This window comes from Streptomyces sp. NBC_00203 (assembly GCF_045206325.1).
In the GTDB taxonomy this organism is placed as follows: Bacteria; Actinomycetota; Actinomycetes; order Streptomycetales; family Streptomycetaceae; genus Streptomyces; species Streptomyces lutosisoli.
On the sequence record NZ_CP108126.1, the window covers coordinates 1,281,416 to 1,293,067 of the forward strand.

Sequence of the window (11,652 nt, forward strand, 5' to 3'; positions counted from 1 at the left end):
GCGGAGCCGCGGATGACACGGCCCCGCACCCCTGAAGGGTCGCTACTGCTTCCCGGAGATCGTCAGATCCGCCCGCCTCGGCGAAGCGAACCCCTCCAGGTCCGCCCGCGTCAGACCCGTCACCCCCGCCACCTCAGCGATGTCCAGGGCGCCGCAGTCCAGGCCGCGCAGCAGGTAGCCGCTGAGGGCCTTGGCGGTGGCGGGCTCGTCCATGACGTCGCCGTCGGTGTGGGCGGCGTAGCGGGCGAGGCGGGCCGCGGCCTGTTCGAAGCCCTCGCGGTAGAAGGCGAAGACGGCGGCGTAGCGGGTGGGGATGTGGCCGGGGTGCATGTCCCAGCCCTGGTAGTAGGCGCGGGCCAAGGCGCGGCGGGTGAGGCCGTAGTGCAGGCGCCAGGCGTCGTGGACCTTCTCGGTCGGACCGACCGGCAGGACGTTGGTGGAGCCGTCGGAGACGCGTACGCCGGTGCCCGCGGCGGCGACCTGCATGATCGCCTTGGCGTGGTCGGCGGCGGGGTGGTCGCTGGCCTGGTAGGCGGCGGAGACGCCGAGGCAGGCGCTGTAGTCGAAGGTGCCGTAGTGCAGACCGGTGGCGCGGCCCTCGGCGGCCTGGATCATCCGGGCGACGGTCGCGGTGCCGTCGGTGGCGAGGATGGACTGGCTGGTCTCGATCTGGATCTCGAAGCCGATCCGGCCGGGCACCAGGCCGCGCGCCTTCTCGAACTCCTCCAGGAGCCGGACCATCGCGGTGACCTGCTCGGCGTACGTCACCTTGGGGAGGGTCAGGACCAGGCCCTCGGGCAGACCGCCCGCCTCCATCAGGCCCGTCAGGAAGATGTCGAGGGTGCGGATGCCCCGGTCACGCACCGGGGCCTCCATGCACTTCATGCGGATGCCCATGTACGGGGCCGCCGTGCCGTTCTCGTACGCCTCCGCGATCAGACGGGCCGCGCGGGCCGCCGCCTCGTCCTCCTCGGCGTCCGGGCGCGGGCCGTAGCCGTCCTCGAAGTCGACGCGCAGGTCCTCGATGGGTTCGCGCTCCAGCTTGGCCCGTACGCGGTCGTACACGGGCTCGGCGAGCTCGTCGGAGAGGCCGAGGACGGCGGCGAAGGAGGCCGCGTCCGGGGCGTGCTCGTCGAGGGCGGCGAGGGCACGGTCGCCCCAGGAGCGGATGGTGTCGGCGGCGAACACGTCGCCGGGGACGTACACGGTGTGGACGGGCTGCCGGGTGCCGGGGTCTCCGGGGTAGCGGCGCTCCAGCTCGGCGTCGACCGGGGCGAGGGAGGCACTGATCTCCTCGCTGACGGCGCCCGCGAGGCTCGTCGACACCTTCTCCTGCTGACCCTGACCCATCCCACAGCCTCCTATTTTCCGCTCCACGGAATCAACAATCCGTATAGCGAAGTTATCCGGGGAGCTTCCCGAAGGTCAACACCCTCTTGCACCCTTCATCCTGACCCCCGACCGAAGGAGTACGCGTGCCGGACATCAGCAGAGTGACTCGTCGCATGGGACTGAGGACCGCCGTGGCCGGCGCGGTCGGCGTGCCCCTGTTGAGTACAGCGGCCGCCTCCGCCGCCCGGTACCGGGGCCGGGACCTGGACGTCATGACGTTCAATCTCCGCTACGCGAGCGGCTCCGAACCCCACAGCTGGCCCACCCGCCGCCCGGTGATGGGCGAACTCTTACGCCGGGCGGCCCCCCATGTCATCGGCACCCAGGAGGGCCTCTACCACCAGCTGCGCGACATCGACTCCGACCTCGGACCGCACTACGACTGGATCGGCACGGGCCGCGCGGGCGGCAGCCGCGACGAGTTCATGGCGGTCTTCTACGACACCCGCCGTCTCGCCCCGGTCGAGTACGAGCACTTCTGGCTCTCCGACACGCCCGACGTGATCGGTTCGAACACCTGGGGTGGCGTCTGCGTCCGCATGGTCACCTGGGTCCGTTTCCGTGATCTGCGCGACGGGGAGCGGGAGTTCCACGTCCTCAACACCCATCTGGACAGCGGACGTCAGAAGGCACGCGCGCGTGCCGCCGCCCTGATCGGTCAGCGGATCGCCGGGTTCGACCGCTCCCTGCCGCTGATCGTGACCGGCGACTTCAATGTCGCGGCCCACAAGAACCCGGTCTACGACACGATGCTGGGCGCCGGTCTCGTCGACACCTGGGACGCGGCGGCCGAGCGCGGTCCGCTGTACGCCACTTTCCACGGCTACAAGCCTCTGGTGCCGGACGGGGACCGCATCGACTGGATCCTGGCCACACCCGGCGTCACGGTGCACCGGGCGTCGGTCGACACCTTCTCCCGGCGCGGGCAGTTCCCCAGCGACCATCTGCCCCTGCAGACCACGCTGACCCTGGGATGAGGCGAGGCCCCCGCGACCATGACGGTCGCGAGGGCCTCGTACAGCGGGACTCGATCAGCCCTTGCGGGACTTGATCTCCTCGGTGAGCTGCGGGACGACCTCGAAGAGGTCGCCGACCACGCCGTAGTCGACCAGGTCGAAGATCGGGGCCTCGGCGTCCTTGTTGATCGCCACGATCGTCTTCGACGTCTGCATACCGGCGCGGTGCTGGATCGCGCCGGAGATGCCGGAGGCGATGTACAGCTGCGGCGACACGGACTTGCCGGTCTGGCCGACCTGGTTGGTGTGCGGGTACCAGCCGGCGTCGACCGCGGCGCGCGAGGCGCCCACGGCGGCACCGAGGGAGTCGGCGAGCCCCTCGATGATCGAGAAGTTCTCGGCGCCGTTGACGCCACGGCCGCCGGAGACCACGATCGCGGCCTCGGTCAGCTCGGGGCGGCCGGTCGACTCGCGCGGGGTGCGCGCGGTGACCTTGGTGCCGGTGGCCTTCTCGGAGAAGGAGACCGCGAGGGCCTCGACGGCGCCGGCGGCCGGGGCGGCCTCCACGGGAGCCGAGTTCGGCTTGACCGTGATGACCGGAGTGCCCTTGGAGACACGGGACTTGGTGGTGAAGGAGGCGGCGAACGCGGACTGCGTGGCCACCGGACCCTCGTCGCCGGCCTCGATGTCGGTGGCGTCGGTGATGATGCCGGAGCCGATACGGACCGCGAGGCGGGCCGCGATCTCCTTGCCCTCGGCGGAGGACGGGACGAGCACGGCGGCCGGGGAGACAGCCTCGTACGCGGCCTGCAGCGCGTCCACCTTCGGTACGACCAGGTAGTCGGCGTACTCGGCGGCGTCGTGCGTGAGGACCTTCACCGCGCCGTGCTCGGCGAGCGCGGCGGCGGTGTTCTCGGCACCGGAGCCGAGGGCGACGGCGACGGGCTCACCGATGCGGCGGGCCAGCGTCAGCAGCTCCAGGGTGGGCTTGCGGACGGCACCGTCCACGTGGTCGACGTAGACGAGAACTTCAGCCATGGGAATGGTCTCCTGCGGATTGCGAAGTCTGGGGGCGGTGAGGGGGGTGAGCCTTAGATGAACTTCTGGCCCGCGAGGAACTCAGCGAGCTGCTTGCCGCCCTCGCCCTCGTCCTTGACGATCGTGCCGGCGGTGCGCGCCGGGCGCTCGGTCGCGGAGTCGACCTTGGTCCAGGCGCCCTCGAGACCGACCTCGTCCGTCTCGATCTCCAGGTCCTCGAGGTCCCAGGACTCCACCGGCTTCTTCTTGGCGGCCATGATGCCCTTGAAGGACGGGTAACGCGCCTCACCCGACTGGTCGGTGACCGACACGACGGCCGGGAGGGAGGCCTCCAGCTGCTCGGAGGCGGAGTCGCCGTCGCGGCGGCCCTTGACGACGCCGTCCTCTACGGAGACCTCGGAGAGCAGCGTGACCTGCGGGACGCCCAGGCGCTCGGCCAGCAGGGCCGGGACGATGCCGGCGGTGCCGTCGGTGGACGCCATGCCGGAGATGACCAGGTCGTAGCCGGCCTTCTCGATCGCCTTCGCGAGCACCAGCGAGGTGCCGATGGCGTCGGTGCCGTGCAGGTCGTCGTCCTCGACGTGGATGGCCTTGTCGGCACCCATGGAAAGCGCCTTGCGCAGCGCGTCCTTGGCGTCCTCGGGGCCCACGGTCAGCACGGTGATCTCGGCGTCGTCCGCCTCGTCGGCGATCTGCAGCGCCTGCTCGACGGCGTACTCGTCGAGTTCGGACAGCAGGCCGTCCACGTCGTCACGGTCGACGGTCAGGTCATCGGCGAAGTGCCGGTCGCCAGTGGCGTCGGGCACGTACTTCACAGTGACAACGATCCTCAAGCTCACGCCGGCTCTCCTACTGCATCGTCATTTCTGGGCTGCTGCCTTCTTTCAGGCAGCATAGGCGCCTGAAGCGGCCGATCCCGGTCGGGGCGACCCGCGCTCCGAACGAAATATTACTCGCCAGTACACCCAGTTCGTGCCCACTAAGCAAGCGCTTTGAACTGTGACCTTGACAACTGTGCGTAACCGGCGAGTAGGACCCGTGAGTAGCTTCAGTCGCGCAGGCCGTTGAATCGCCCCTGGTGGTACAGGAGCGGCCGGCCCGCGCCGGAAGGGTCGCCGAGGACCACCTCGGCCAGGACGATGCGGTGATCCCCCGCGGGTACGCGCGCGACGACACGGCACACGAGCCAGGCGAGCACATCGTCGAGGACGGGAACTCCCTCGGGTCCTGTACGCCAACGGGTGGACGCGCCGAAGCGGTCGGCCCCGCTCCTGGCGAAGGTCGCGGCCAGCTCCTGCTGGTGTTCGCCGAGTATGTGGACCCCGACATGGCCGGACTCGGAGATCGCGGGCCAGCTGGAGGCGCCGACGCCGATGCCGAAGGAGATGACCGGGGGCTCGGCGGAGACCGAGGTGAGCGAGGTGGCGGTGAAGCCCACGGGACCCTCGTCGCCGGGAGCCGTGATCACGGCCACACCGGCCGCGTGTCGCCGGAAGACGGAGCGCAGCAGGTCGGGAGAGGCGAGTCGGGGGGTGCCGAGGTCGGGCGTGGCCGTCATGGAGTTGTCCTTCTGCGAGGGGTGACGAGCTGATCCGTGGCTGTTCAACAGCCCGGACAGCGCGCACTCGCGGTGCGGGCCAGGTCCACGTGGACGCGCTCGAAGAGAAGGAGTTCCGGGGGCATACGGTCAGGCTGACGATAGGTGGTGCACGCAGTCAAGGGCGTTCCGGAATCTGGGAGATGCCTCACCATGATCGCCACGGGTCAGACTGCCTCTCCCAGCGCCGCGATCACATCCGCCTTGCGCGGCTGTCCTGTCGCCCGCCGCACGATCCGCCCGTCCGCGTCGAGGACCAGCACGGTCGGCGTCTTGAGGATGTCGAGTTCGCGTACGAGGTCCAGTTGGTCCTCGGCGTCGATCTCCACGTGGGACACCCCGGGAACCATGCCGGCCACCTCGGCGAGCACCCGCCGGGTCGCCCGGCAGGGCGCGCAGAAGGCGCTGGAAAACTGGACGAGCGTGGCCCGTTCACCGAGCACCTCCCCCAACTCCGCCGCGCCGAGCCGCTTTCCGCCGTCACGCCCGCGCACTCTCACTCTCCCGCTCCGCCGCTGGTGCAGCACTCCGTACACGCTCGCCGCCGCGAGCACCGCCACGCACACCACAAGTCCGGTCATCGTCTGCACCAGCATTCACGAGACCGCAAAGATTCCCGGGTCCGCGGATCCCGCTCCATACGGAATGCTTGATTCATGGACATCGATGTGAGGGGGCCGCGATTCGGTGCGGCCGTGACGACCGTCGTGCTGGCGGCCACGCTGATCACCGGGAGCGCCTGGCTGCTGGCCTGGCAGACGCTGGCGTTCGCGCTGGGCGCGTCGGGCGGCGTGGCGCGCTCCCCGTACGGTTTGCTGTTCCGGAAGGCCGTGCGCCCCCGTCTTGGGCCGCCGACGGAGTTCGAGGCGCCCGAACCGCCGCAGTTCGCACAGGCGGTGGGGCTCGTGTTCGCCGTGGTGGGACTGATCGGCTTCACGGCGGGCCCGCAGTGGCTGGGGCTCGCGGCGACCGGATGCGCGCTCGCCGCCGCGTTCCTCAATGCGGCGTTCGGGTATTGCCTGGGATGCGAGATGTACCTGGTCGCACGGCGGGTGACGGTTCGTTCGAAGTAAAGGCGAGTTAAAAGCCGGAGGTGGATCAAGTGATGGACGTGACCAGGATCTCGCCGTTCTGCGGCACCAGGACTGGCCACTCGTCCGTTCTTGGGGCACGATCTGCGCAATGCCGTAAACCTACGGCTGCGTAACTTTCCCGCCGGGAGACCCCTTCCCAGGCAGAGAGAAGGGTCCACCCCGTCCATGGCAGAGCTTGTCTACCGTCCCGTCGTCGGTCTCGCCCAAACGTTGTTCAAGGCCTGGGACCTCAAGATCGACTGCCAGGGATCGGAGAACATTCCGCGCTCGGGCGGCGCCGTGCTGGTCAGCAACCACATCAGTTATCTGGACTTCATCTTCGACGGTCTGGCCGCCCTGCCGCAGAAGCGCCTGGTGCGCTTCATGGCGAAGGAAGCGGTCTTCCGGCACAGGATCTCCGGTCCGCTGATGCGGGGCATGAAGCACATCCCGGTGGACCGCAAGCAGGGTGAGACGGCGTATCAGCACGCTCTGAAGTCGCTGCGCTCCGGCGAGATCGTCGGCGTCTTCCCCGAGGCGACCATCTCGCAGTCCTTCACCCTGAAGAGCTTCAAGTCGGGTGCCGCGCGCATGGCCCAGGAGGCCGGCGTCCCGCTGATCCCGATGGCCCTCTGGGGCACCCAGCGACTGTGGACCAAGGGCCACCCGAAGAACTTCAAGCGCAGCCACACCCCGATCACCATCCGGGTCGGCGAGCCGATCGAGGCGCCTCAGGACCAGTACGCGGGCGCCATCACGCGGCGGCTGCGCGAGCGCGTCCAGGAGCTCCTGGAGGCCGCGCAGCGCGCCTATCCCGTGCGGCCCAAGGGTCCGGACGACACCTGGTGGATGCCGGCGCACCTCGGTGGCACGGCGCCGACCCCCGAAGAAGTGAAGGCCGCCGAGGCCCGCTGAATCGTCACCTCCGGCGCGGCCGGAGCGTGCTGAATCGTCACTCCGGGGCGTGGACGCTGATCCGCGCCCCGGGGCTGAACTTCTCCAGGAGTTCGGCGAGTTCGGCGCCGGCGGCCTCGACGCCGGCCACCGGCATCGGCGCCAGGCCCTCAAGAAGGAAGATCGCCGACACCGACGCTTCCGTGAGCCGGGTGCGCGGCCCCTGGCGCCAGTTCCAGCGGCGGCAGGTCACGCCCGCGTCGTCGCACCACACCACCTCGCCCGCGTCGGGGCGCTCGACGACCTCCTCGCCGCCCGCGACGGTCACGAAGTCCTCCTCACCCGTGGCGCGGACGAGCCGCATCCCGCCCTGGATGTGATCGGTGTCCTCACCGCCGACCGGGATCAAGTGGGCGACGCTGATCGCGTTGTAGAGGTCCACGAGGACATTGATCCGTGGCAGTCCGCCGTCCGAGAGTGCGCGCCTGGCCAGCGCCTCCGCCGAGTTGCGGGTGCGCGACGGCTTGGAGCCGAACGCCGTGTAGAGCTCTCGCCAGGCGGCCATGTGCGGGTCCTCGTGCGGAGCGCGACCGTCCAGTCGTACGGCCAGCCGCCGGGCCGCGTCGTCGAGGAGCGCCGAAGTCCCCTCGTTACTGGGCCCGTTGACCAGTCCGTGCGCCTCTATGGCGACGTGGGTGAAACCGGGCGCGAGGGCGCGGACCTCGTCGGACACGGTGAGCGTGAGAGTCATGGCCTGCCTCAGAGTGCGGTGGGGAGCGTCTTCCAGAGATGCGGCCGGTCGGGGGCGGCCCTGAGGACGCTCAGCACGACCGGGTGAGGTTCAGCATACAAGACCGGGTAGTCCAACTCATTGAACTCCGGGTCGGGCGTGAAGGCCAACCGCTCACCGTCGAGGGAGAACCGGGCGTCCACACCCGGCTTGTTGCCACGGGGGTCCTGCCGGTGCCAGGCGCCGTTGAACCGCACGGCTACAAGCCCGTGCACCTCGTCGAACTTCTGGTAGCAGAACGCCGTCGGGATGTCCTCGGCCCGCAGCAGCGCGGCCAAGGCGTGGGCCTTGGCGTAGCAGATGCCGGTGCGCTGTTCCAGTACGTCGGAGGCGCGCCAGGTGACGCGCAGATCGCCGGAGTCGTATGAGTGCGGGATGGTGTCGCGCACGAACTCGTAGGCGGCTTGCGCATAGGCATACGAGTCGGCCGCACCCTTCGCGAGACGCTCCGCCGTCTCGCGGACGATCGGATGGTGATGGTCGATGACCTCGTCAGCGGCCAAATAGGCGGACAGGTCAGGGGTTTCCTGGATGAGCTCCATGCCTCCAGAGCATAGGAATACGGCCGACCGAGAGTCAATGACTTTTCGGTCGACCGTATATCTATGCATGACCCCGGAGGCTACTGGTGGGCCATCTCCTCCTTGAGCGCCGCCACGAAGGCGTCGACGTCGTCCTCGGTGGTGTCGAAGGAGCACATCCAGCGGACGTCGCCCGCGGCCTCGTCCCAGAAGTAGAAGCGGAAGCGCTGCTGCAGCCGCTCGGTCACGTCGTGCGGCAGGCGTGCGAAGACCGCGTTGGCCTGGACGGGGTAGAGGATCTCCACACCGTGCACCGCGCGCACGCCCTCGGCCAGCCGCTGGGCCATCTCGTTGGAGTGGCGGGCGTTGCGCAGCCACAGGTCCTTGGAGAGCAGCGCCTCCAGCTGGACGGAGACGAAGCGCATCTTGGAGGCGAGCTGCATCGACAGCTTGCGCAGATGCTTCATATGGCTGACGGCGTCCTGGTTGAGGACGACGACGGCCTCGCCGAACAGCGCGCCGTTCTTGGTCCCGCCCAGCGACAGGATGTCCACGCCCACCGCGTTGGTGAACGTCCGCATCGGGACGTTCAGGGAGGCGGCCGCGTTGGATATCCGGGACCCGTCCAGGTGCACCTTCATGCCGTGCGCGTGGGCGTGCTCGCAGATCGCGCGGATCTCGTCGGGCGTGTAGAGGGTGCCCAGCTCGGTGCTCTGGGTGATCGAGACGACCTGCGGCATCGCGCGGTGCTCGTCGTCCCAGCCGTACGCCTGCCGGTCGATCAGCTCGGGGGTGAGCTTGCCGTCCGGCGTGGGCACCGTGAGCAGCTTGAGGCCGCCCATGCGCTCGGGGGCGCCGCCCTCGTCGACGTTGATGTGCGCGCTCTCCGCGCAGATCACCGCGCCCCAGCGGTCGGTGACCGCCTGGAGCGCGACCACGTTCGCGCCGGTGCCGTTGAAGACCGGGAAGGCCTCGGCGGTAGCACCGAAGTGGCTGCGGATGATCTGCTGGAGATTCGCCGTGTAGTCGTCCTCGCCGTACGCGACCTGGTGTCCGCCGTTGGCCAGGGCTATGGCGGCGAGCACCTCGGGGTGCGCCCCCGCGTAGTTGTCACTGGCGAAGCCGCGGACGGCCGGGTCGTGGTGACGCCGGGCGTCGGTCTTCGGAGGATTCACGGCTTGTCGGTCAGCCACAGACGGTTTCCGTTCACTTCGCCGGCGGGCAGGTCCCAGACGCCGGCGATGGACTCGGCCAGGTCCTTGACGTCTGTGAAGCCCGCGAACTTCGCGTTCGGGCGCTCGGCGCGCATGGCGTCGTGCACCAGTGCCTTGACCACCAGGATGGCAGCCGCGGAGGTCGGCCCCTCCTCGCCCCCTGCCTTGCGGAAGAAGTCGGCCATGGCCAGCGTCCACGCCTCGGCGGCGGCCTTGGCGGCGGAGTAGGCGGCGTTGCCCGCGGTGGGGTTGCTCGCGCCGGCCGCGCTGATCAAGAGGTACCGGCCGCGGTCACTGCGCTGCAACGCCTCGTGGAACGCGAGAGAGGTGTGCTGCACCGTACGGATGAGCAGCAGCTCCAGGAAGTCCCAGTCGTCGAGGCTCGTCTTGGTGAAGGTCTCGCTGCCGCGCCAGCCGCCGACGAGGTGGACCAGGCCGTCGACGCGGCCGAAGTCCTTCTCGATGCGGGTGGCCCAGTCGTGGGTCGACTGCAGGTCGAGCAGGTCGACCGTGTCCCCGACGACGGTGGCGCCGCCGTGCCCGTAGCGGGCCGCGTCCACGGCCTCCGCGAGCCGCTCGGGGTCGTTGTCCGAGCCGACGACGGTTGCGCCCGCGTCGGCGAGCCGGGCGAGCGTCGCGCGTCCGGCGGGTCCACCCGCGCCGGCCACCGCGATCACCGCACCGCTGAGAGCCCCGTTCCTCATCCTCTTCGCCTCCTGAGCAGTGTTCGCAGCATCGTCTGTTCGCCCAAGGAGCGCGGCGCCGTCGCTCACGCGGCGGCCCGCTCGGCGTTCGCAGCGGTGATGCCCTTGGTCGAGGCGATCACGTTCTTGAGCTTCTTGGAGAGCGCCTCATAGAACATGCTCAGCGGAAACTCGTCCGGAAGCACGTCGTCCACGAGCTTGCGCGGGGGCTGGGTGAGGTCGAGGGCGTCCGGACCCTTGGCCCAGCGGGAGCCGGGGTGCGGGGCGAGGTAGGTGGAGACGAGCTCGTACGCCTTGAACCAGTGGACGAGCTTCGGGCGGTCGATGCCGGACCGGTAGAGCTCCTCGATCTCGGCGCACAGCTGGTTGGTGACCTGCGGGGCGCGCTGCCAGTCGATGTGCAGCTTGTTGTCGGTCCAGCGGACGACGCCGTGCTTGTGCAGGTAGGCGAAGAGCAGCTGGCCGCCGAGGCCGTCGTAGTTGCGGACGCGGTCGCCGGAGAGCGGGAAGCGGAACATCCGGTCGAAGAGCACGGCGTACTGCACGTCGCGGCCGTGCGCGTTGCCCTCGGCCTCCAGCTTCACGGCCTCCTTGAAGGCGGTGAGGTCGCAGCGCAGCTCTTCGAGGCCGTACATCCAGAACGGCTGGCGCTGCTTGATCATGAACGGGTCGAAGGGCAGGTCGCCGTGGCTGTGGGTGCGGTCGTGGACCATGTCCCAGAGCACGAAGGCCTGCTCGCAGCGCTGCTGGTCGTGGACCATCGCGGCGATGTCCTCGGGCAGTTCCAGGCCCAGGGTGTCCACGGCGGCGTCGGCGACGGCGCGGAAGCGGGCGGCCTCACGGTCGCAGAAGATCCCGCCCCAGGAGAAGCGCTCGGGCGCCTCGCGCACCGCGATGGTCTCCGGGAAGAGCACGGCCGAATTGGTGTCGTAGCCCGCGGTGAAGTCCTCGAAACTGATGCCGCAGAAGAGTGGGTTGTCGTAGCGGGTGCGCTCCAGCTCGGCCAGCCAGTCCGGCCACACCATGCGCAGGACGACCGCTTCGAAGTTGCGGTTCGGGTTGCCGTTCTGCGTGTACATCGGGAAGACGACCAGGTGCTGGAGGCCGTCCTCGCGGTGCGCGGCGGGCTGGAAGGCCAGCAGCGAGTCGAGGAAGTCGGGCACCTGGAAGCCGCCGTCGGACCAGCGGCGCAGGTCCTTCACGAGCGCCTCGTGGTACGCGGCGTCGTGCGGCAGCAGCGGGGCGAGCTGCTCGATCGCGTCTATGGCACGGCGTACGGCCAGATCGGCCTCGGACGCGTCGGGAGCGCCCTCCGCCTCGAAGTCGATGGACCCGTCCTTGGACTGCCAGGGACGTATCTCCTCCACGGCATCCTTGAGCACGGGCCATGCCGGGTGCTCCACCACCCTGACCACGGGAGGAACCTGCTCCTCCATACCCACCTGCACAAGAATTTCCGTCATGTCTCATCCT

General features: G+C 69.4%; 13 protein-coding genes. 3 read left to right on the forward strand and 10 right to left on the reverse strand.

Annotated features, from left to right (window positions below):
• Positions 1–42: 42 nt before the first annotated feature.
• On the reverse strand, positions 43–1,350 hold the full coding sequence (locus tag OG975_RS06015; RefSeq protein ID WP_406327967.1) for a DUF6986 family protein: 1,308 nt from the start codon (positions 1,348–1,350) through the stop codon (positions 43–45).
• 125 nt (positions 1,351–1,475) lie between these two features.
• Between OG975_RS06015 and OG975_RS06020 the strand changes: the two genes are divergently transcribed.
• Positions 1,476–2,369, forward strand: a complete 894-nt coding sequence (locus OG975_RS06020) for an endonuclease/exonuclease/phosphatase family protein (protein ID WP_406327969.1) — start codon at positions 1,476–1,478, stop codon at positions 2,367–2,369.
• A 54-nt stretch (positions 2,370–2,423) separates the two neighbouring features.
• Here OG975_RS06020 and OG975_RS06025 read toward each other — a convergent pair whose 3' ends face one another.
• From OG975_RS06025 to OG975_RS06040, 4 genes are all read right to left on the reverse strand, one after another.
• On the reverse strand, positions 2,424–3,386 hold the full coding sequence (locus OG975_RS06025) for an electron transfer flavoprotein subunit alpha/FixB family protein (protein ID WP_327426762.1): 963 nt from the start codon (positions 3,384–3,386) through the stop codon (positions 2,424–2,426).
• A 53-nt stretch (positions 3,387–3,439) separates the two neighbouring features.
• Complete coding sequence (locus OG975_RS06030; protein ID WP_406327971.1) at positions 3,440–4,225, reverse strand: electron transfer flavoprotein subunit beta/FixA family protein; 786 nt, start codon at positions 4,223–4,225, stop codon at positions 3,440–3,442.
• Between the two features lie 209 nt (positions 4,226–4,434).
• The gene (locus OG975_RS06035; protein WP_406327973.1) at positions 4,435–4,944 is read right to left on the reverse strand and encodes a flavin reductase family protein; all 510 of its coding nucleotides are present in this window, start codon (positions 4,942–4,944) and stop codon (positions 4,435–4,437) included.
• Positions 4,945–5,150: 206 nt separating this feature from the next.
• On the reverse strand, positions 5,151–5,564 hold the full coding sequence (locus OG975_RS06040; protein WP_406327974.1) for a TlpA family protein disulfide reductase: 414 nt from the start codon (positions 5,562–5,564) through the stop codon (positions 5,151–5,153).
• Between the two features lie 75 nt (positions 5,565–5,639).
• On the opposite strand from OG975_RS06040, the gene OG975_RS06045 reads away from it, so the two are divergent.
• Both OG975_RS06045 and OG975_RS06050 read left to right on the forward strand, forming a co-directional pair.
• Positions 5,640–6,056 carry a DUF4395 domain-containing protein gene (locus OG975_RS06045; protein WP_327426766.1) on the forward strand — a complete coding sequence of 139 codons (417 nt, stop codon included), beginning with the start codon at positions 5,640–5,642 and terminating at the stop codon, positions 6,054–6,056.
• A 186-nt stretch (positions 6,057–6,242) separates the two neighbouring features.
• A complete protein-coding gene (locus tag OG975_RS06050) occupies positions 6,243–6,971 on the forward strand; it encodes a lysophospholipid acyltransferase family protein (RefSeq protein WP_327426767.1) in 729 nt (242 codons plus the stop codon).
• A 37-nt stretch (positions 6,972–7,008) separates the two neighbouring features.
• Here OG975_RS06050 and OG975_RS06055 read toward each other — a convergent pair whose 3' ends face one another.
• The 5 genes from OG975_RS06055 to OG975_RS06075 all read right to left on the reverse strand — a co-directional run bounded on the left by OG975_RS06055 (position 7,009) and on the right by OG975_RS06075 (position 11,642).
• Positions 7,009–7,701, reverse strand: a complete 693-nt coding sequence (locus OG975_RS06055) for a B3/4 domain-containing protein (RefSeq protein ID WP_406327977.1) — start codon at positions 7,699–7,701, stop codon at positions 7,009–7,011.
• 8 nt (positions 7,702–7,709) lie between these two features.
• Entirely contained in the window at positions 7,710–8,282 is a 573-nt protein-coding gene (locus OG975_RS06060) for a transglutaminase domain-containing protein (RefSeq protein ID WP_406327978.1), read from the reverse strand.
• Positions 8,283–8,362: 80 nt separating this feature from the next.
• The gene (locus tag OG975_RS06065; protein ID WP_406327980.1) at positions 8,363–9,436 is read right to left on the reverse strand and encodes a threonine aldolase family protein; all 1,074 of its coding nucleotides are present in this window, start codon (positions 9,434–9,436) and stop codon (positions 8,363–8,365) included.
• Entirely contained in the window at positions 9,433–10,179 is a 747-nt protein-coding gene (locus tag OG975_RS06070; RefSeq protein ID WP_406327982.1) for an SDR family NAD(P)-dependent oxidoreductase, read from the reverse strand. The genes OG975_RS06065 and OG975_RS06070 overlap by 4 nt, the downstream gene beginning before the upstream one ends.
• A gap of 65 nt (positions 10,180–10,244) precedes the next feature.
• Positions 10,245–11,642 carry a DUF6421 family protein gene (locus OG975_RS06075; RefSeq protein ID WP_406327984.1) on the reverse strand — a complete coding sequence of 466 codons (1,398 nt, stop codon included), beginning with the start codon at positions 11,640–11,642 and terminating at the stop codon, positions 10,245–10,247.
• Positions 11,643–11,652 lie beyond the last annotated feature (10 nt).